The organism is Nonomuraea sp. B10E15 (assembly GCF_039871615.1).
In the GTDB taxonomy this organism is placed as follows: domain Bacteria; phylum Actinomycetota; class Actinomycetes; order Streptosporangiales; family Streptosporangiaceae; genus Nonomuraea.
In genome coordinates this window covers 37,955-57,094 of the sequence record NZ_JBDPMB010000018.1, presented here as the reverse complement: position 1 = coordinate 57,094, position 19,140 = coordinate 37,955, and the positions used below count along the sequence as shown (strand labels likewise).

General features: G+C 70.4%; 22 protein-coding genes. 8 read left to right on the top strand and 14 right to left on the bottom strand.

Annotation, left to right across the window (positions count from 1 at the left end; all coding sequences use genetic code 11):
- The first annotated feature begins 24 nt into the window (after positions 1–24).
- Positions 25–882 (top strand): DMT family transporter, encoded by an 858-nt coding sequence (locus ABGB14_RS36160; RefSeq protein ID WP_347648349.1) that lies wholly within the window; start codon positions 25–27, stop codon positions 880–882.
- Here the strand turns inward: ABGB14_RS36160 and ABGB14_RS36155 are convergent.
- The gene (locus tag ABGB14_RS36155; protein WP_347648348.1) at positions 875–1,795 is read right to left on the bottom strand and encodes a LysR family transcriptional regulator; all 921 of its coding nucleotides are present in this window, start codon (positions 1,793–1,795) and stop codon (positions 875–877) included. The genes ABGB14_RS36160 and ABGB14_RS36155 overlap by 8 nt on opposite strands.
- 322 nt (positions 1,796–2,117) lie before the next feature.
- Here ABGB14_RS36155 and ABGB14_RS36150 point away from each other — a divergent pair, with 322 nt between their 5' ends.
- On the top strand, positions 2,118–2,942 hold the full coding sequence (locus ABGB14_RS36150; protein ID WP_347648347.1) for an EamA family transporter: 825 nt from the start codon (positions 2,118–2,120) through the stop codon (positions 2,940–2,942).
- Here the strand turns inward: ABGB14_RS36150 and hemL are convergent.
- On the bottom strand, positions 2,939–4,222 hold the full coding sequence (hemL, locus tag ABGB14_RS36145) for a glutamate-1-semialdehyde 2,1-aminomutase (protein ID WP_347648346.1): 1,284 nt from the start codon (positions 4,220–4,222) through the stop codon (positions 2,939–2,941). The genes ABGB14_RS36150 and hemL overlap by 4 nt on opposite strands.
- Positions 4,223–4,326: 104 nt before the next feature.
- On the opposite strand from hemL, the gene ABGB14_RS36140 reads away from it, so the two are divergent.
- Positions 4,327–4,560: a type II toxin-antitoxin system VapB family antitoxin gene (locus tag ABGB14_RS36140; RefSeq protein ID WP_347648345.1), complete on the top strand. Its 234-nt coding sequence runs from the start codon at positions 4,327–4,329 to the stop codon at positions 4,558–4,560.
- Positions 4,560–4,967, top strand: coding sequence for a PIN domain nuclease (locus ABGB14_RS36135; RefSeq protein WP_347648344.1), 408 nt, complete (start codon positions 4,560–4,562; stop codon positions 4,965–4,967). Before ABGB14_RS36140 ends, ABGB14_RS36135 begins: the two co-directional genes overlap by 1 nt.
- Before the next feature lie 2 nt (positions 4,968–4,969).
- Here ABGB14_RS36135 and ABGB14_RS36130 read toward each other — a convergent pair whose 3' ends face one another.
- The 6 genes from ABGB14_RS36130 to ABGB14_RS36105 form a co-directional block, all read right to left on the bottom strand.
- A complete protein-coding gene (locus ABGB14_RS36130) occupies positions 4,970–5,599 on the bottom strand; it encodes a bifunctional DNA primase/polymerase (protein ID WP_347648343.1) in 630 nt (209 codons plus the stop codon).
- Positions 5,600–5,802: 203 nt separating this feature from the next.
- Entirely contained in the window at positions 5,803–6,786 is a 984-nt protein-coding gene (hemB, locus tag ABGB14_RS36125; protein WP_347648342.1) for a porphobilinogen synthase, read from the bottom strand.
- Complete coding sequence (locus tag ABGB14_RS36120; RefSeq protein ID WP_347648341.1) at positions 6,783–8,297, bottom strand: uroporphyrinogen-III synthase; 1,515 nt, start codon at positions 8,295–8,297, stop codon at positions 6,783–6,785. Before ABGB14_RS36120 ends, hemB begins: the two co-directional genes overlap by 4 nt.
- A 35-nt stretch (positions 8,298–8,332) precedes the next feature.
- Positions 8,333–9,253: a hydroxymethylbilane synthase gene (gene hemC, locus ABGB14_RS36115; RefSeq protein ID WP_347648340.1), complete on the bottom strand. Its 921-nt coding sequence runs from the start codon at positions 9,251–9,253 to the stop codon at positions 8,333–8,335.
- Entirely contained in the window at positions 9,250–10,506 is a 1,257-nt protein-coding gene (locus ABGB14_RS36110) for a glutamyl-tRNA reductase (RefSeq protein ID WP_347648339.1), read from the bottom strand. Before ABGB14_RS36110 ends, hemC begins: the two co-directional genes overlap by 4 nt.
- Positions 10,503–11,180: a redox-sensing transcriptional repressor Rex gene (locus tag ABGB14_RS36105; protein ID WP_347648338.1), complete on the bottom strand. Its 678-nt coding sequence runs from the start codon at positions 11,178–11,180 to the stop codon at positions 10,503–10,505. Before ABGB14_RS36105 ends, ABGB14_RS36110 begins: the two co-directional genes overlap by 4 nt.
- 138 nt (positions 11,181–11,318) lie before the next feature.
- On the opposite strand from ABGB14_RS36105, the gene ABGB14_RS36100 reads away from it, so the two are divergent.
- On the top strand, positions 11,319–11,555 hold the full coding sequence (locus tag ABGB14_RS36100) for a glutaredoxin family protein (RefSeq protein ID WP_347648337.1): 237 nt from the start codon (positions 11,319–11,321) through the stop codon (positions 11,553–11,555).
- Here the strand turns inward: ABGB14_RS36100 and ABGB14_RS36095 are convergent.
- A complete protein-coding gene (locus ABGB14_RS36095) occupies positions 11,552–12,997 on the bottom strand; it encodes an antibiotic biosynthesis monooxygenase (protein ID WP_347648336.1) in 1,446 nt (481 codons plus the stop codon). The two genes, ABGB14_RS36100 and ABGB14_RS36095, sit on opposite strands and share 4 nt — an antisense overlap.
- Positions 12,998–13,236: 239 nt before the next feature.
- On the opposite strand from ABGB14_RS36095, the gene ABGB14_RS36090 reads away from it, so the two are divergent.
- The 3 genes from ABGB14_RS36090 to ABGB14_RS36080 are packed head-to-tail and all read left to right on the top strand — an operon-like array spanning position 13,237 to position 15,536.
- Complete coding sequence (locus ABGB14_RS36090; protein WP_347648335.1) at positions 13,237–13,875, top strand: sigma-70 family RNA polymerase sigma factor; 639 nt, start codon at positions 13,237–13,239, stop codon at positions 13,873–13,875.
- 59 nt (positions 13,876–13,934) lie between these two features.
- Positions 13,935–14,642: a DUF5667 domain-containing protein gene (locus ABGB14_RS36085; protein WP_347648334.1), complete on the top strand. Its 708-nt coding sequence runs from the start codon at positions 13,935–13,937 to the stop codon at positions 14,640–14,642.
- A 30-nt stretch (positions 14,643–14,672) separates the two neighbouring features.
- A complete protein-coding gene (locus ABGB14_RS36080) occupies positions 14,673–15,536 on the top strand; it encodes an HAD-IB family hydrolase (RefSeq protein ID WP_246083048.1) in 864 nt (287 codons plus the stop codon).
- 100 nt (positions 15,537–15,636) lie between these two features.
- On the opposite strand, the gene ABGB14_RS36075 is transcribed toward ABGB14_RS36080, so the two are convergent.
- The 5 genes from ABGB14_RS36075 to ABGB14_RS36055 form a co-directional block, all read right to left on the bottom strand.
- A complete protein-coding gene (locus tag ABGB14_RS36075) occupies positions 15,637–16,506 on the bottom strand; it encodes a lysophospholipid acyltransferase family protein (protein ID WP_347648489.1) in 870 nt (289 codons plus the stop codon).
- Between the two features lie 29 nt (positions 16,507–16,535).
- Positions 16,536–17,531, bottom strand: coding sequence for an NAD-dependent epimerase/dehydratase family protein (locus ABGB14_RS36070; protein ID WP_347648333.1), 996 nt, complete (start codon positions 17,529–17,531; stop codon positions 16,536–16,538).
- A 24-nt stretch (positions 17,532–17,555) separates the two neighbouring features.
- Entirely contained in the window at positions 17,556–17,654 is a 99-nt protein-coding gene (locus ABGB14_RS36065) for an AURKAIP1/COX24 domain-containing protein (RefSeq protein ID WP_018654693.1), read from the bottom strand.
- A 173-nt stretch (positions 17,655–17,827) separates the two neighbouring features.
- Positions 17,828–18,031, bottom strand: a complete 204-nt coding sequence (locus ABGB14_RS36060) for a helix-turn-helix domain-containing protein (protein WP_026214222.1) — start codon at positions 18,029–18,031, stop codon at positions 17,828–17,830.
- 306 nt (positions 18,032–18,337) lie between these two features.
- Positions 18,338–19,126 (bottom strand): phosphatase, encoded by a 789-nt coding sequence (locus tag ABGB14_RS36055; protein WP_347648332.1) that lies wholly within the window; start codon positions 19,124–19,126, stop codon positions 18,338–18,340.
- Positions 19,127–19,140: the final 14 nt, after the last annotated feature.

Genomic DNA, 19,140 nt, shown 5'->3' with positions numbered 1-19,140 from the left:
CGCGCCCTGAGGGGAGGCGCCGCGTTGAGTCCATGGGCACTCGTCCTCATCCTGGTCGCCGCCGTCGCCCACGCCTCGTGGAACATTTTGAGCAAGAAGGCCTCCCAGGCCGACGGCCTCGTCTTCGTCTGGCTCGTCGCCGTCGCGGCCGCGGTCGTGTGGGCGCCGCTGTTCGCCGGATACCTGATCGTCACGGCCGACCTTCCTACCTGGCAGGACCTCGCCGTGATCAGCGGCAGCATGGCCCTGCACCTCGGCTACTTCGTGCTGCTCCAGCGGGGGTACGGCACCGCGGACCTGTCGGTCGTCTATCCGGTCGCGCGCGGCACCGGGCCGATGCTGGCCAGCCTCTTCGCCGTGCTGTTCCTCGGCGAGCGGCCGTCGCCGGCCGGTGTGGCGGGGATCGTGCTGGTCGGGATCGGCGTGTTCATGCTCAGCGGCGGCAACGCGAGTGCCGGGCTCAAGGCGGTGGCGCCCGGGCTGGCCACGGGGGTGTTCATCGCCGGTTACACGGTGTGGGACTCGCAGGTGGTGACCGCGTTCGCGGTGGCGCCGCTCATGCTCAACTACCTCGGCGAGGCCGCCCGTGCTCTCGTGCTCGCGCCCGTCGTGCTGGGCACGCGGCGCAAGCTGGTGCTGCCCGTGTGGCGCGAGCACCGGTTCCGGATCGTGGGGACGGCTGTGCTGATCTTCGTTTCGTACGTGCTGGTGTTGTTCGCCTTCACGATGGCGCCGGTGAGCGTGGTGGCGCCGGCCCGGGAGGTCAGCGTGCTGATCGGGGTCCTGCTCGGCGGGCGGCTGCTGGCCGAGGGCGACCTGCGGCGCAGGCTGCTGGCGGCGGGCGTGATCGTCGGCGGCATCGTGGCCGTCACGCTCAGCTGACCGCCCAGGCGTTCTCCTGCGTCCTGCTGGCCTCGGCGAGCGCCTCGACCATGGCCCTGATCGCGGGGCGGCGGGCTGCGTCGGAGCGCCAGATCGCGTAGATGCGGCGTGACTGGCGCGGCCTGAGGGGAACGAGGCTCACGCCGTCGGGCACGCAGTCCCGGCCGAGCCGGGGCACGATCGCGCAACCCAGCCCGGCGGCCACGAGCGCGAGCTGGGTCGGATATTCCTCGGCCATGCAGGCGATCACCGGCTCGATCGAGGCGCTGCGCAACGTGAAGACCAGCCAGTCGTGGCAGACGGTGCCGGGCGAGCCGCTGATCCACCGCTCGCCGTGCAGCTGGGCCAGCTCCACCTCCTTCCTGCCCGCCAGCGGGTGGTCGGCGGGGATCGCGACGTCGGCGATGTCGTCGAGCAGCGTGGCCCTGGACAGGCCGTCGGGGATGGCCATGGGCCTGTTGAGCCAGTCCTGGATCACGCCCAGGTCGAGCTCGCCCCTGGCCACGTCGCGTACGACGCGCTCGGGCTCGCGCTCGTGCAGTTGCACCCACAGGTCGGGGTGGCGTCCCCTGAGCGCGACGAGGGCGGCGGGCATGAGGCCGCGCGAGGCGGTGGGGAAGGCGGCGGCGTTGAGCCGGCCGACGACCTCGCCGCGCAGCGCCTCGAAGTCGGCCTCCGCGGTCTCGACCAGGGCGAGGATGCGCTCGGCGTGCTCGGCGAGCAGGCCGGCCGCGTCGGTCAGCCGTACGCCGCGGCCGTTGCGCTCCATGAGCTTGGCGCCGGTCTCCCGTTCCAGCTTGGCGATCTGCTGGGACACCGCCGACGGGGTCACCATCAGCGCGTCGGCGGCGGCGCCGACCGACCCGTAGACGTGCACAGCGTGAAGAGCCTTGAGCCGGTTCAAGTCCAACATGTAAGCCAGTCTAAATGGTTTAGCGTAGAAAGTCTCGCTTGTGGTTGATTGTGTAGCAGATGAAAATAGATGCATGAGAATCATCAAGCTGAAGAGGCAGCGCCCCGACACCGTCTCGTACCTCAAGGTCCTCGCCGAGCAGGCCCGCGAGCAGCGCATCCGCTACCAGAAGCCCGCTCGCTGAATGAGCCCCCGGCACCTCGCCCTCGCCGTCGGCATAGCCGCGTGCTCATGGTCGCGCCCGCTTCGCCACTCGTTGGCTCCTACGTCGCTCTCTCGCGGCGAGCTCCTGCGCTTGGTCTGAGGCTTCAACTTCGTCGTCATGCAGACCGGCCTTCGACACTTCGCACCCCTGCAGTACTCCGGCCTCAGGTTCGCCCTGGCGGCGTTCCCCGCCCTGCTGTTCGTGGGGCGGCCGGGGGTCGCATGGCGCTGGGTGGCCGGGGTGGCCGCGGCCATCGGCGTGGGCCAGTTCGGCCTGCTGCTCGTCGGCATGCGGGCCGGCATGCCGGCCGGGCTGAGCTCGCTCGTCCTGCAGACGCAGGCACTGTTCACCGTGCTGTTCGCGGCGACGCTGCTCGGTGAGCGGCTCACCGCGCGCCGCCTCACGGGGCTGGCCGTCGCGTTCTGCGGGCTCGTCCTGGTCGCCTTCGACTTCGGCGTGTCGGGCCCGATCGGAGCCTTCGCGCTCTGCGTGGCCGCCGCGGCCGCCTGGAGCGTCGGCATCATCATCCAGCGCAGGGCCGCGCCCCCCGACTCGCTGCGCTTCATGGTCTGGGTCAGCGCCCTGTCGACGCCGCCGCTCCTGCTCATGTCCTTCCTGCTGGAGGGCGCGCCGACGCTGGACGCGCCGCTCGAGGGCTGGTTGTCCCTCGCGTACGTGGCGTTCGTCTCCACGCTGGGCGGCTTCGGCGCCTGGGGATTCCTGCTTCGCCGCTACGACGCCTCCACCGTGGGGCCGTACGCGCTGCTCGTGCCGGTGTTCGGCATGTCGTCGGCGGCGCTGGTGACCGGCGAGCCGCTGTCGTGGCCCACGGTGCTGGCGGCGGCGCTCATCATCGCGGGCGTGCTCTACTCCGGCAGCAGGCCCCGCCGCGTCCGGCGGAGCCCCGAGCGCCTGGAGAGCACCCTCGCGCGGCCGGCCTAGGCCGCGGCCGCCTTCGCCGCCGCCGGGAGCGCGTCGGCGACGCGGTTGAGTGCCTCGTCGTCGTGCGAGGCCGACAGGAACCACGCTTCGTACGCCGACGGCGGCAGGTAGACGCCCTGCTCCAGCATCGCATGGAAGAACGCGGTGAACGCGGCGGTGTCCTGTGTCCTCGCCTCCTCGAAGTTCGTGACCTCCGACTCCGTGAAGAAGATCGAGAACAGGCTGCCCGCCCGCTGCAGCCGGTGCGGCACCCCCGCCGCGGCGAGCGCCTCCGAGGCCGCGCCGCCCACCTGGGACGCCGCGGCGTCCACGCGCGCGTAGGCGTCGTCGTCGAGCGCCCGGAGCGTGGCCAGCCCCGCCGCGCAGGCCAGCGGATTGCCGGACAGCGTGCCCGCCTGGTAGACGGGGCCCTCAGGAGCCAGGTGGGCCATGACGTCGGCCCGGCCGCCGAACGCCGCCGCCGGCAGCCCGCCGCCCATGACCTTGCCGAACGTCATCAGGTCGGCGTCGACCGGGTCGAGGCCGTACCAGCCGGAGCGCGAGACCCTGAAGCCCGTCAGCACCTCGTCGACGACGAGCAGCGCGCCGTGGGCCGTGCACAACTCGCGCAGCCGCGCGTTGAAGCCGTCGCGCGGCGGGACCACCCCCATGTTCGCCGGGCACGCCTCGGTGATCACGCACGCGACGTCGCCGGCGGCGAACGCCTGCTCTACCGCCTCGACCGAGTTGTACGGCAGCACGATCGTGTCGGCCGCCGCCGCCCCCGTCACGCCCGGCGTGTCCGGCAGCCCGAACGTCGCCACCCCCGACCCGGCCGCGGCCAGCAGCGCGTCGACGTGCCCGTGGTAACACCCGGCGAACTTGATCACCTTGGACCGCCCGGTGAAGCCGCGCGCCAGCCGCACGGCGCTCATCGTCGCCTCGGTGCCGGAGCTGACCAGGCGCACCTTCTCGACGGGCGCCATCCTGCCGACGATCTCCTCGGCCAGCTCGACCTCGCCGGGCGTGGCGGTGCCGTAGGAGAAGCCGTGGGCGGCCGCCTCGGACACGGCCTCGACGACCGCGGGATGGCGGTGGCCGAGGATCATCGGGCCCCAGGAACAGACCAGGTCGACGTAGCGGTTGCCGTCGACGTCGGTGAGGTAGGGGCCCTGCGCCGAGGCCATGAAGCGGGGCGTGCCGCCCACCGCGCCGAACGCGCGCACCGGAGAGTTGACGCCCCCGGGCACGAGCCGGCGGGCGCGGGCGAACAGGTCCTCGGAGTTCTGTGTACGGCTCACCCGACCCAGGTTAGCCGCGGGCCCCCTCGCCCTTCGTCGCGGGACGACCTCGCCATGGTGGCGATGTATGCTATCTATAAGGGTCATCAACATCGGGAGGATTCGTGGCCGTAACACAGATCGACGTCGATGACGACGCCCTCAAAGAGGCCATGCGCATGATGGGAACGACGACCAAAAAGGAGACCGTGAACGTCGCCCTCCGTGAGTACGTCGCCCGGGTAAGGCGGATCGAGGCCCTGGAGAAGCTGGCCGCCCGGGCAGAGCGTGGCGAGTTCGACGAGGCGGCGCAGGCCCGCCGCGCGGCGAAAGCGGCTTGGAAAAGGGCCATCACCTGATGTCCTACCTCGTCGACACGTCGGCACTGTGGCATCTCCTGCGGAACACCGATGTGCTGGAGGAGTGGGCCGACCGGATCACCACGCAACCGCTCCGGATCTGCGAGCCCACCAGGACGGAGTTCCTCTATTCGGCCACCGGCCCCGCCCATAGAGACCACCTGGAAGAGGAGCTCAACACGCTCTGCGAGTTCGCGCCAGTCCCGAAGACCGCCTGGCGTTGGGTGGAGAACGCACAGTACAAACTCACCCAGAAAGGCCAGCACCGCTCGGCCGGACCCATCGATCTGCTGGTGTGCGCCACCGCCGTGCACCATGGGCTCACGGTGCTGCACGTCGACGACGACTTCGCCACGGTGGCGCAGGTCGTGACCGAGGTCGACCAGCGCGACATCCGCCGGTCATGACCTCAGTCGGCCAGCCACTCCAGGATGCGCAGCGGGTCGGGCAGGGGCAGGCCGTCGGGCGGCCGCAGCCAGGAGACCGGCTGGCCGGCCGGCAGGGTGGAGGGCGGCGCGACGACATAGCTGTCACGGCAGTGCCAGCGCAGCCCAGGCGTGTCGTCGATCGTGGCGGGGTCACAGTCGAGGTGGCACGACCACCACTCGTCCTCGTCCTCCGGGTTGCCCCGTGTCGCCACGTAAAACAAGACCCGGTCGCCTTTGGCGGCGACCGGGCCTGAGTGCGCTCCGGCGTTGTCGATGCGGGTGAGTGCGGAGAGTCCGATCGCGAGCGGCACGTCGAAGACGTCGAACACGCGGCCGGTGGGAAGAATCACGTTGGCTTCCGGCTCGGCCTGCCACCAGCGCGTGAGCAGCGCCGGGTCGGTCGTGGCCTGCAGGTGCCAGGCGGGCGACAGCGGATGGGCGCCGGGGTCGGGACAGCCGAGGCGGTCACACGAACAGGCGCGCGGCCCCTGTCGCAGCGGGAACGCCCCTGGCACCGCGGGCCAGCCCATCGCGGCGTATTCGAGCACGAGATCGATGCGTGTAGGCCGCGAACGTTTTCTGGTACGCCGAGCCAGTGGTACCCCCACCATTGGTGTCTCCCGTCGAGTCCAGCGCCTGAGGAGGTCCCGGCTCCGGGCCGTACGCACACGCGGGACACACCGGCACTTGGTTGCCTGACGAGAACCTGCTCATGTGCGTGCCAGGTCGAGGCCGTAACGGCAGCCGTGTAACAGCTTTCTCGTCTGCTCGCACTCTAACGCACGCGCCTCACGCGTTGACGGGAACCCCTCGGTTAGAGCCGCCGCGCCACTTCGGTCGCCCAGTAGGTGAGGATCAGGTCGGCCCCCGCACGCTTGATCGCGACCAGGGACTCCATGATCGTCCGGTCGCGGTCGACCCAGCCGTTGCCCGCGGCAGCCTCGATCATGGCGTATTCGCCGCTCACCTGGTAGGCCGCCACGGGCACGTCGGCCTCGTCGCGGAAGCGGGTGATGACGTCGAGGTAGGCCATGGCCGGCTTGACCATGACCGCGTCGGCGCCCTCGGCGAGGTCGAGGCGGAGCTCGCGCAGCGCCTCCTCCAGCGGGCCCGCGGGATCCTGCTGGTGGGTGCTGCGGTCGCCGAACTGCGGTGCGCACTCGGCGGCCTCGCGGAACGGCCCGAAGAAGGCCGAGGCGTATTTCGCGGTGTAGGCCAGGATAGGGACGTCGCCGTGGCCGGCGCCGTCGAGCGCCGCCCGGATCGCCCCCACCTGGCCGTCCATCATCCCGCTCGGCGCCACCATCTGCGACCCGGCCGCCGCCTGGGCGACCGCGATCGAGGCGTACCGCTCCAGGGTGGCGTCGTTGTCGACGTCGCCCGAGGAGGTGAGGATGCCGCAGTGCCCGTGGTCGGTGAACTCGTCGAGACACGTGTCGGCCATCACCACGACGGCGTCGCCGACCTCGGCGTTCACCTCGCGCAGCGCGACCTGAAGGATGCCGTCGGGGTCGTCGGCGGCCGAGCCGCGCGCGTCTTTCACGGCCGGGATGCCGAACAGGATCAGCCCGCCCACACCCGCCTGCGCGGCCTCGTGGGCGGCCTTGCGCAACGAGTCACGGGTGTGCTGGACCACGCCCGGCATCGAGGCCACGGGCTGCGGCTCGGCGATGCCCTCCTTGACGAACGCGGGCAGGATCAGGTCGGCGGGGTGCACCCTGGTGCCGGCCACCATGCGGCGCAGGGCGGGGCTCCTGCGCAGCCTGCGGGGACGGGCGACGGGGAATCGCGCGCTCATCTGGCCCTCCTCCTGGCGCCACGGCGGTTCTGCGAGGGCCGGCGCGGGGTGTCGCCGGCGGCCACGGCCGCCTGGCGCTGCTTGGCTCCGAACTCGGCCAACGCGGTGGCCAAGGCGGACGCGGACGGTTTTCCGGCCATGACGTCGACGCGGAGCCCGAACTCCTCGGCGGTCTTGGCCGTCTGCGGCCCGATGACCGCGATCACGGTGACGTTGTGCGGCTTGCCCGCGATGCCCACGAGGTTGCGCACGGTGGACGACGACGTGAAGAGCACGGCGTCGAAGCCGCCGCCCTTGATGGCCTCGCGGATGGGCGCGGGCGGCGGCGCGGCCCGCACGGTGCGGTAGGCGGTGACGTCGTCGCACTCCCAGCCCAGCTCGGTGAGCCCGGCCACGAGCGTGTCGGTGGAGATGTCGGCCCTCGGCAGCAGCACACGGTTGATCGGGTCGAGCATCGAGTCGTAGGGCGGCCACTCGGCCACCAGCCCCTCGGACGACTGCTCGCCCGACGGCAGCAGGTCGGGCTTGACCCCGAACTCGACCAGGGCCCGCGCGGTCGCGTCGCCCACCGCGGCCACCTTGAGCCCGGCGAACGCGCGCGCGTCGAGGCCGTATTCCTCGAACTTCTCGCGCACGGCCTTGACCGCGTTGGCGCTGGTGAAGGCCACCCATTCGTAGCGCCCGGTGACCAGGCCCTTGATGGCGCGGTCCATCTGCTGCGGGGTGCGGGGCGGCTCGACCGAGATGGTCGGCACCTCCTCGGGCACCGCGCCGTACGAGATGAGCTGCTCCGACAGGCTGCGGGACTGCTCCTTCGTACGCGGCACCAGCACCCGCCACCCGAACAGCGGCTTGGTCTCGAACCACGACAGCCTGTCGCGCGACTCCACGGCGTCGCCGACCACGATGAGGGCCGGCTCGATGAACCCGGCGTGCTTGAGGTCGGCCTGGAGCCGACCGAGCGAGGACACCACGGTGTACTGCTCGGTGGTGGTGCCGCCGCTGGTCACCGCGACGGGGGTGGTGTCGGGCTTGCCTCCGGCGATGAGCGCCTTGCCGATGGCCACGGCGTCGCCGATGCCGTGGTAGATGACCAGCGTGCCGCGGCAGGCGGCGTGGACGGCCCAGTCCTGGTCCTGGGCCGCGTCGACGACCCTGAACTCCGGCATCTCGGTGGCCGCCGGGATGCCGGCGTAGTCGAGCACGGCGGTCGCGGCCGGCACGCCGGGCACGATCTCGAAGTCCACCCCCGCCGCGGCGCAGGCCGCGACCTCCTCGGTGATCGACGAGAACAGCGTCGGGTCGCCCTCGCACAGGCGGACCACGACCTCCCCGCGCGCGGCGCGCTTGACGGCGGACTGGAGGTCGTCCTCGACGACCTCGACGCCTTCGCGGCAGTGCCCCAGCAGCGGGCTGTGCGTTTCCGTGTCGAGCACCACCACGCCGGCCTTACCGAGCAACTCGGCGGCGCGGAGCGTGAGCAGCTTGGGATCGCCGGGTCCCGCGCCCACGAAAGCGACGAGACCGGAGGTTGGACTATCGGAGCTCAATGGGACTGCTCCCCCATCAATCTGTCGGCCCCTTCGGAGATCATCTCGGCCGCCAGGAGGCGGCCCAGGTTAGCAGCCTCCGAAGGTGAGCCGGCGGCGGACTTGCGGACCGCCTCGCGGCCGTCGAGCGAGACGACCACTGCGGTCAGGTTCAGAGTGTGCCCGTCATCGGCCGCGAACGCACCCACCGGTGCGGAGCATCCGGCCTCGAGCGCGTTCAGCACGGCGCGCTCGGCCGTCACCGCGGAGCGGGTGCGCGGGTCGTCGAGCACGCCGAGGAATTCGACCAGGTCGGCGCGGTCGGCGCGGCACTCCACCGCCAGCGCGCCCTGCCCGGGGGCGGGCAGCAGCTCCTCGACCTCGAAGATCTGCGCGACCTCCGCGTCGCGGCCGATCCTGTTCAGGCCGGCGGAGGCGAGCACGACGGCGTCGAGCTCGCCGGAGGTGACCTTGCCGATGCGCGTGTCGGCGTTGCCGCGGATCGGGACGTATTCGAGGTCGGGCCGCAGGGCGCTCAGCATGGCGACCCGGCGGGGGGAGCCGGTGCCGACCCTGGCTCCGGGGGCGAGATCGGCGAACTTGCGCGGCCCGACCAGCGCGTCGCGGTGGTCGTGGCGGGCGGGGAGCGCGGCCAGCGTGAAGCGGGGGTCCTGCGTGGTGGGCAGGTCCTTCAGCGAGTGGACAGCGAAGTCGACCTCGTCGTCGATCAGCTTGTCGCGCAGCGCGCTGACGAACACGCCCGTGCCGCCGAGCTGCGCGAGGTGGGCCCTGGTCACGTCGCCGAAGGTCGTGATGCCGACCAGCTCGATCGCGCGGCCGGTGCGCTCCATGTAGGCGTCGGCCACCATCTGGGACTGCGTGGTCGCCATGAGACTGCGGCGGGTGCCCAGCCGCAACGCGTGCGGAAGCGAGGTCACAGCTCCACCTCCCTCACTGCCTCGGGCATCGTCGGATCCAGGCCGAACAGCTCGCGCAGCGCTTCGGCGTAATGATCGCCGCCCGGGCAGGTGGCGAGCCGCTTGACGCGCACGGTCGGCTCGTGGAGCAGCTTGTCGACGACCCGCTGCACGGTCATGGCGACCTCGTCGCGCGCCCGCTCGTCCAGGTCGGGCATCCGCATGAGGAGCCGGCCGAGCTCCGACTCGACGACGCCGGCCGCCTTGCTGCGCAGCGCCACCACGGTCGGCGTGACCCTGGAGGCCCGCTCGGCGTCGACGTAGGCCCGCAGCTCTTCGGCGACGATGGCGCGTACGGACTCGACCGCGTCGCCCTCGCGCGCGCCGACGCCGGAGTCCTGGATCGTCTCCAGGTCGACCAGCGTGACGCCGGGCACGGCGCGTACGGAGGGGTCGATGTCGTGCGGCAGCGCCAGGTCGAGCAGGAACACGGGCCGGGTCAGCATGCCGGGCGTGATGACGTGGCGGCCCGCGCCTGTGCAGGTGATGACGAGGTCGGCGCCGGCCAGCTCGTCGGCCACGGCGGAGAACTCGACCGCCCGGCCGCCGACCGACTCGGCCAGCCGGGCGCCGCGGTCGTACGTGCGGTTGGCCACGACGATGTCGGTGACCCCGGCCCGCGCCAGCGTGGCGGCGGCCAGCGAGCTCATGGAGCCCGCGCCGACCACCAGCGCCCGCCGCCCGGCCAGGTCGCCGGCCAGCGTGAGGCCCGCGGTGACGAGGGAGGCTCCGGCCTGGTCGATGCCGGTCTCGTGGTGGGCCCGCTTGCCCACCCGCAGCGCCTGCTGGACCAGCTCGTTGAGGGTCGCGCCGACGGTGCCGCGGCGCTGTGCCAGCTTGAGGGAGCGGCGGACCTGGCCGAGGATCTGACCCTCGCCGACGACCATGGAGTCGAGGCCGCACACCACGGAGAACAGGTGCTCGACGGCCCGCTCCTCGTAGTGCACGTAGAGGTGTGGCGTGAGCTCCTCGACGGGGACGCCCGAGTGCACGCCCAGCAGGCGGCTGACGGCGGTGACGGCGGCGTGGAAGCGGTCGACCGTGACGTAGACCTCGACCCGGTTGCAGGTCGAGATGACCATGGCCTCCGCCACGCAGGGGTCGCCCTGCACGTCGTGCAGGAGCTTGGCGAGGGCGTCACCCGTCACCGAGACGCGCTCGAGCAGGGCCACCGGCGCCGTCCGGTGGCTGAGTCCGATAGCCAGAACACTCATTGACTGTCCACCGCCATGAGTGGCCCCCCAGCCTTGCGTTGCTCGTGGAACGCGAGAATCTGCAGTTCGATTGATAGGTCGACTTTACGGACATCGACGCCGTCCGGGACCGAAAGCACAACTGGGGCAAAATTCAAGATGCTGGTCACTCCCACGGCTGTCACGCGATCACACACCTTCTGCGCCGCCACCGCAGGTGTCGCCAGAACCACGATCGAGACTCCACGCTGAACGATCACGGCTTCCAGGTCGTCGATGTGCTCCACATTCAATCCCGCGATGGTGTCGCCCACGACTTCGGGGTCGGCATCGACGAGCGCCGCGACCCGAAAGCCCCTGGAGACGAAGCCGCCGTAGTTGGCCAGCGCACGCCCGAGGTTGCCGACTCCCACGATCGCGACCGCCCAGTCTTGCGTCAGGCCGAGCTCGCGCGAGATCTGGTAGACGAGGTATTCGACTTCATAGCCTACGCCACGCGTGCCGTACGAACCGAGATGTGACAAATCCTTGCGGAGCTTCGCGGAGTTGACCCCGGCGGCCCCGGCCAGATCCTCGGAGCTGACGGTCGCGACGCCCCGCTCGGCCATCCCGTGCAGCGCCCGCAGGTACAACGGAAGCCTGGCGACCGTCGCCTCGGGAATGCCGCGGTCACGGGGTTGGGACGGGCTCTTCACGTGCCGGAGCTCCAGGGAACAGGCGGCTTGGGGACCGCGGTGAACGGAATCGAACCGTCTTTCAGGTTAATCCCTTTGTGAACCGATGCACAAAGTCGCGGGCGCGAAGTGGCGGACGTCTCGCATACCGTTGGCCTCATGCATCGCATCACCCTGCTCGGCAAGCCCGGCTGCCACCTGTGTGACGACGCGCGCGAGGTCATCGCCAGAGTGGCCGACGAGCTCGGCGTGCCGTGGGAGGAGGTCAGCATCGACTCCTCCGAGGAGCTCAAGGAGAAATACTGGGAGATGATCCCGGTCACGCTGATCGACGGCGTGCAGCACGACTTCTGGCGGGTCGACGAGACCCGCCTGCGCGCCGCGCTCAGCGCCTAGAACATCACCGTCGGCAGCGGCACCACCTTGGCGGCGTTGACGTTGAGCTCGATGACGTTGGTGGCCAGCACCATCGCCTGCCGCTCGTTGATGAACCTCTCGACGTGCGGCTGGCGCTGGTGGTCGCGGTAGGCGATCTCGTCGCGATAAAGCTCGTAGACGATGCGCTGCAGGGGCGCCGACTTGACCGCGTGGCAGGCGTAGACGAGCGTGTCGGGCTCGCCGCGGCGCACCGCCTCGACCGTGGCCTCGGCCAGCATGTCGAACGCGTCGCCCGCGCCGTCCATGATCGTGAAGACGGTGAGCAGGCCGTAGATGTTGGGCGAGGGCTTGCCGCCGGCCTGCTGCTGCGCCGGGGTGAACACGTCGGCGCCGGGAAAGACCGACCCCGTGCCCGGCATGGCGAAGTCGGGCCGCTGGGACGACGCGCCGGCGGGCGGCGCGCCGTTCATGATGTAGCCGGTCGAGGGCCCGGCGTCGGGCGGCGGCGCCATGCGGGCGGCGTAGTCGACCTCCTGGTCGCCCGCGCGATATTCGGCCACAAGATCGCCCAGCCCCGACGATCTGCGCGGCGGGTCGGCGGCGGGCACGCTCTCCGGCCGGCCCCGGTGGCCCGGCTGCTCGTCGCGGAACATCGGGCGCTCCCCCGGCGGGACCGCGGGCGCCGGCCGCTCCTCGCGGTGCTGTGCCCGTACGTCGCGGCGCTGAGAGCGATCGTCACCGCGCGGCGGGCGCTCGTCGCGCTCGGGGGCGAAGTCGTCCTCGTCGTCCTCGTACGGCGCCAGGGGCCGCAGCACGGTGTACCAGACGGCCGCCGCGGCGACGGCGAGCAGCGCCGTGGTGAAGATCGCGGGCACCGAGAACCGCATCGCGCCCACGAGCGCCAGCCCTGACGGGACGATGACGGCCGAGGCGTGCAGGTTGTCGGTGTCGTACTCGTCGCCGTCGCGCCACCTGAGCCCGGCGACCACGAGCATCGCCAGCATCACCAGCGCGTCGATGGCGTGCACGCCGGTCAGCAGATAGTTGGGGATGATCGCCCAGGCGGCCGAGCCCGACGGCAGCGCCTGGCCCATCTGCTCGACGCGGAGCGGGTCGAAGATCATGATCGCGACGGAGACGACGGTGAGCGCGATGCCGAACAACCAGGACAGGAATCTCGGCGGCGCCTTCTCCGCCAGCAGCTGCACCATGCCGACGGCCAGCCAGAGCGGGGCCAGCAACGACCCCGTCACCTGGTAGATCCGGAACGTGACGCTGCCGAACCCGAAGAAGGAGCCGATGGCGATCACGCCCAGTGACAGCGCGAGCGCGGTCACCGCGACGGTCCAGGCGATCAACCACCCGTCCGGCTCGTCCCTCAGTCGTTGGATCAGGGCGCCCGCCGCGAACGCGGCCAGGAGCGCACCGGCAAGGGCTATGACAGCAACGAGGATCTCCATGGTGACTCCAATGCTGCCGGACTATGCCTCCCAGCCGGTAGCCGTAGACGAAACGTGCCTGCTCGGGCCGCCCTTGGGGGCCACGGGCAGCGAGATGCGCGCCGCAGGCGGCGGGGGTTCGCGGTAACACGGTATCTTCCGATTACGCCTAGTCATGCCAGCATGCTGTGGATTGTGGAATTTCCGGTTGATTTCTAGAGTGTTCGAGCAGCCGCACCCCTTACCCCCAGGGATACCGGATGCCTGACTCGTCGCCGTTCGCCGGGCTGCTTGCGCCAGCGGGCGCCGCGCCTGCCCTGACGGGCGAGCTCGCCGTGCACGAAGAAGTGCCCGATGACGTACGCACGCTGGTGCTTCATGCCAAGAGCGGCTGCACGGAGTCGTTTGGCACGCTCTACGACCGCTACGTGGACCTCGTCTACCGCTACATCTATTTCCGGGTGGGCTCCCACCCCCTCGCCGAGGACCTGACCAGCGAGACCTTCCTGCGCGCGCTGCGCAGGATCGCCGACTTCACCTGGCAGGGCCGCGACTTCGGCGCCTGGCTCGTGACCATCGCGCGAAACCTGGTGACCGACCACTTCAAGTCCGGCCGCTACCGGCTCGAGGTGCCGACGGGAGAAGTGATCGATGTCCCGCTCGACGGCTCGCACATTCCGGAGAACGCCGTGGTCACGGCCATCATCAACGACCGGGTGCTGCGTGCCGTCCGGGATCTCAATCCCGAACAGCAGGAATGCGTGGTCCTGCGTTTCCTGCACGGCCTGTCGCTCGCGGAGACCGCGCTCATCATGGGAAAGAAGAGCGGAGCGATCAAAGCGCTGCAGTTTCGGGCCATCCGGGCGCTGGCCAGGGCTCTTAAGCACGACCTGGCGTAACCTCCACCATCCGCACCTCGTTAGGCAAATGTCACAGCAGGATCCGTAAGGGAGCCGTCATGGGTAGGGCACGCGAACGGCGGGAGCGCGTGCTCGAGCAGCTCACGGACCTGCCCAGGCTGCCTCTCGGCGGCGCCCCTGACCCCGCCTTCCGCGACCGGCTCCGCGCCGAGCTGGTCACAGGGCCGACCACCGCGCCGATCACCGGGCCGATCACAGGGCCGATCACCGGGCCGATCACCGGGCCGATCACCGGCGAACTCCTGCCCGAGAGGTCGGCCCGCCCACGACACGCCCACCGCCGGCCCCCGCGCCCGAGGCCGCTGCTGTCGCAGCTGGCCGCCTTCGGACTGGCGGCGGCCATGATGGTCGCGTCCTTCTCCACCTACCAGGCGGTCCCCGGCGACTCCCTCTACCCTCTCAAGCGCGCCGCGGAGAGCGCTCTCGTCGGGCTCAGCACCAACGAGGCCGCGCGCGGCGAGCGCGAGCTCCGCTCGGCCAAGGCCCGCGCGGAAGAGGTCGCCAGCCTGCTCGGCTCGTCCAACGGCGGCCCGCTGGTCGGCAGGACGCTGAAGGACATGGAGGAATCGACGCGCGCGGGGATCAGCAGGCTGAGACGGGCCGAACCACGCTCTCCGAAGATCAAAAAATTCGCCCGCCACCAGCAGGAGGTCGTCGCGCCGATGTTGCAGCAGCTCAAGCGGGATCAGCTGGCCCAGGCCGAGGGCTACCTCGACTACATCAAAGGTCTGGTCGCCCCCGGGTAGGTCGATAAGCTGAAGCGCATGTGGCGGCTAATGCGACGACGACACGAAACGGAGCCCCAGGCCGCCGGCGAGGCCGCGGCACAGGCAGCGGTCACCGTCGCGCCGGTCGAGCCCGACCTCCAGTCGGCGGCCTTCTTCGACGTCGACAACACGATGATGCGCGGCGCCTCGATCTACCACTTCGCCCGCGGGCTGGCCACCCGGGGGTTGTTCACCACGTCCGACCTGTTCAAGTTCGCGGTGGGGCAGGCGGTGTTCCGGCTGCGCGGCAACGAGAACCCCGAGCACATCGCGGTGGCCAGGGAGACCGCGCTCGCGTTCGTCGCCGGCGCCAAGGTCGACGACGTCGTACGCCTCGGCGAGGAGATCTACGACGAGGTCATGGCCGACCGCATCTGGGGTGGCACGCGGGCGCTCGCGCAGAGCCACCTCGACGCGGGCCAGCGGGTCTGGCTGGTCACCGCCACCCCCGTCGAGCTGGCCAGGGTCATCGCGCAGCGGCTCGGGCTGACGGGCGCGCTCGGCACGGTCGCCGAGTCGAGCAACGGCGTCTACACCGGGCGCCTGGTCGGCGACCTGCTCCATGGCCCGGCCAAGGCGGAGGCGGTCAGGGCGCTGGCGCGCAGGGAGGGGCTCGACCTGACCCAGTGCACGGCCTACAGCGACTCCGCCAACGACCTGCCGATGTTGTCGCTGGTCGGGCGCGCCGTGGCCATCAACCCCGACAGCGAGCTGCGCGAATACGCCAAGAAGCACGACTGGCCGATCAGGGACTTCAGGACCGGCCGCAAGGCCACGCTGACGGCGCTGCCCATCGCCGCGGGCGTGGGCGCCGTGGCGGGCGGCGTCGCCGCGGGCATCGCCTTGCGCAGGCACTACCGCACGCAGGGCTGACGACCTGTCCCCCCGGCGGAAGGCCGGTCACGGAGAGCTCGCCGCAACCCGCTCGAGCCGGCCAGCGCATAGGCGCCCTCGCCCGTGCGAGACCGGGCGGTCAGAGAAGGAGCGGGAAAGCCGGCCCGCGCCGCAACCGCAGCTCGTTGAGCAATTGCTGGATGACCTCGCGCACGTGGTCGGTGAGGTTGAAGACCAGCATGGGATCGTCGGCGGCCGACGGCTCGTAGTCGTCGGTGCGGATCGGCTCGCCGAACTCGATCACCCACTTCGACGGCAGCGGCACCAGGCCGAGCGGCCCGAGCAGCGGGAAGAACGGCGTGATCGGCAGGTAGGGGAGGCCGAGCAGCCGGGCAAGGAACTTCAGGTCGCCGAGCTTGGGATAGATCTCCTCAGCCCCGACGATCGCGGTGGGCACGATCGGCACCCCGGCACGGATGGCCGAGGCCACGAAGCCGCCACGGCCGAACCGCTGCAGTTTGTAGCGCTCGGAGAACGGCTTGCCGACGCCCTTGAACCCCTCGGGGAACACGCCGACCAGCTCACCCTTGCGCAGCAGCCGGTCGGCGTCCTCGCGGCAGGCCAGCGTGTGGCCCGTCTTGCGGGACAGGTGGCTGAGCAGCGGCAGCTGGTAGACCAGGTCGGCGCCGAGCAGCCGCAGCGCCCTGCCCGCCTCGTCGTGCAGGGCGACCTGCAACATCAGCGCGTCGACGGGCAGCGTGCCGGAGTGGTTGGCGACGACGAGCGCGCCGCCCTCGTCCGGGATGTTCTTCAGCTCGGCCGTCTCCACCCTGAACCAATGGTGGTAGAGGGGCCTGATCAGCTCCAGGACGACCTTGTCGGTCAGCTCGGCGTCGTAGCCGAACTCGTCGACGTCGTAGTCGCCGCTGATGCGCCTGCGCAGGAAGGCCAGGAGCTTCGCCAGGGGCTCTGGCTCGCCGGTGTAGGACGGCGCCGCGCTGATGGGGATGACGCGAGCGTCGTCCTCGTCGGGAACGCTCAACTCCGCGCACCTCCGAACGGCTGCAGGCGGCGCGAGCGCAGGAAGTCGTCGAAGGCCGCGGCGGTCGTGAACTTGGGCCTCCACCCGAGCTCGTTCTCCAGCCTGGAGGTGTCGACCGCCCGTCCGTGGCTCATCAGCCTGAGCTGCTCGGGCGAGTATTCGACCAGACCGAGCCCGCGCGCGGCGCTGCCGAGCGTCGTGAAGGCGGGCGCGGGCAGCGGCAGCGACGGCCGCCCCGCCCTTCTCGTGCACTGCGACAGGAGCAACACGCCCACCCCGGCCACGTTGAACGTGCCGGGGTGATCCTCTGTCGCCATCCGCCGCAGCACCTCGACCGCGTCGTCCTCGTGGACGAACTGCAGCCGGGGGTCGAAGCCGAGCACGGTCGGCAACACCGGTTGGGTGAAGTAGCGCGTCAACGGCGAGTCGACGCCGGGACCCATGAAGTTGGCGAAGCGCAGCAGCGACACCGTCACGTCAGGACGGCGCCGAGCGAAACCCCGGACGTAGCCCTCGACCTCGACCGCGTCTTTGGCGTAGCCGTGGCTGGGGCCGTCGTGCGGCTCCAGGTCCTCGGTGAACACCGCAGGATCGCGCGGCGACGAGCCGTAGACGGCGGTGGTGGAGCGGACCACCACGCGCCGCACGGTCGCCGACCGCTGGCAGGCACCGAGCAGTTGCATGGTGCCGATGACGTTGTGCTCTTTCATGGCGGCCCTGCCGCCGCTCCTTGACGGAGCGCTGACGAGGCTCATGTGCACAACGGTGCCGATGTCCGCGGCCGCGATCACCTGCGCGATGTCGGGGCTGCGCAGATCCACCCGGACGAACTCCGTCCGTCCGAGCGAGATGCCACCGTCTCGCGTGAGCGAGGGGGGCGGCACGGTGTCCACTCCGATGACACGGCCGATGTCCGGGTCGGCGGCAAGTTCGCTCGCCACCCGGGCGCCTATGTGGCGCGAGACCCCGGTGACGAGCACAGTGTGGGTCATCAGCGCCTCGCAGCTGCGTCGGTGTTACTTCTTGTTGCGCCGCTGGATGCGCGTCTTCTTGAGCAGCTTGCGGTGCTTCTTCTTCGCCATCCGCTTACGGCGCTTCTTGATCACAGAGCCCACGGGACCCCCAGGTCGTGACTAAGTCTGAACGGAGTGCGAGCGCACACCGGCTCACAGACTACCGGCGATCGGCGGTAGATCGCCCATTGGGGGGGTGAGCACCCGGTCGCGTCTTATGGCGACCGGGCCTCTCCCGCGACAGCACTCACGACATGGTCGTCCACGTCGCTACGCTAACCAGCCTCGATGTAGGCCTCCCGCAGATAGTCGTGTACCGCCTGCTCAGGCACCCTGAACGACCGGCCGACTCGGATGGCCGGCAGCTCGCCAGAGTGGACGAGCCGGTACACCGTCATCTTGGACACCCTCATGACCGTGGCCACTTCAGCAACGGTCAGGAACTTCACCTCACTGAGAGGTCTTTCGCCTGCACCCATCGGACGCCTCTTCCGCACGTGTTTACGGGTTATCCCCACTGGTGCCATTGCTCACGCACGTGTACTGCCGTCAGCGTAAGTCGGGACTCCGAGTGCGCAAACCCCCTATTTTCTCAGTCAACGGAGCCACCTGTCAGCCGAACCAGCAAAATCGCTGGCCAGCAGCCGGGTCGAGCACCTCACCCGGACGTTGGAACTGTCCAAGTTGCCACACATAAGAGTCGCCGGAGCGCCGCCAAAAGTTGGCAAAGGGACGGCGAGCCTCTTGGAATGCAGGCGCGAAAAGACGGTATGGGGAGGACCGAATTAGACGTGAAGGGCTCGTGAGACCAGAGTGACGAGCCGCTCCGTCAACGGAGCGTAATATCGCGGTAGCACATTGTCGTCAAGTGGCACTACTACGTCAATCTTCCCTTCAGCCTCACCGACGAACAACCCCGGGTCATTGCTGTCGGCGAACCCCACAGTGGGCGCACCTGCCTCTCCCGCCGCTCCTGCCCAGCCGTGGTCGGCGATAACCAGATCGGGCAGCTCGCCGTCGAGCTCGGAGAACATGTGGCGCATCGGGTCGGCGTCGTGGGTGTGCACGAACCCGCCCTTGTCGTCGAGCATCGCGACGCCCTGCAGATAGCGGATCTGCCGCGGCCGGGCGAACCCCGACCCGGAGTACGTCCAGCCCTCCCCCGGGGTCAGCAACCGCGCGCCGCGCTCGGCGCAGAGCCTGGCCAGCGGCAGGTGCACGGCGAGCAGGCCGGTCGGGTGCCCGGTGGCGAACAACACGGACGGGCAGGGCCGCGACAGCACGGCGGCGACGCGCTCGGCCATGGCGTCGACCGCGTCGATCGTCAGGTCGGGGTCGATGGTGTCCTGGCCCCAGCGGTGCGACGGGTCGGAGACCACGCCTGCGGACTTCGCCATCAGCGCCAGGATGTCGCGGTAGGACCACGGCTGGTCGAACGTGAGCCCCAGCATGTAGTAGGGATCGCCGTTGGCCAGGGAACTGTAGTGGTCGAGGTTGTTCTCGCGGGAGGTCGCGACATCGCCGGCGATGCGGCTCTGGACAAGGTGCTCTCGGAGTTCGTCGCGGCTCAGCACTGCTTTTCTTCCTC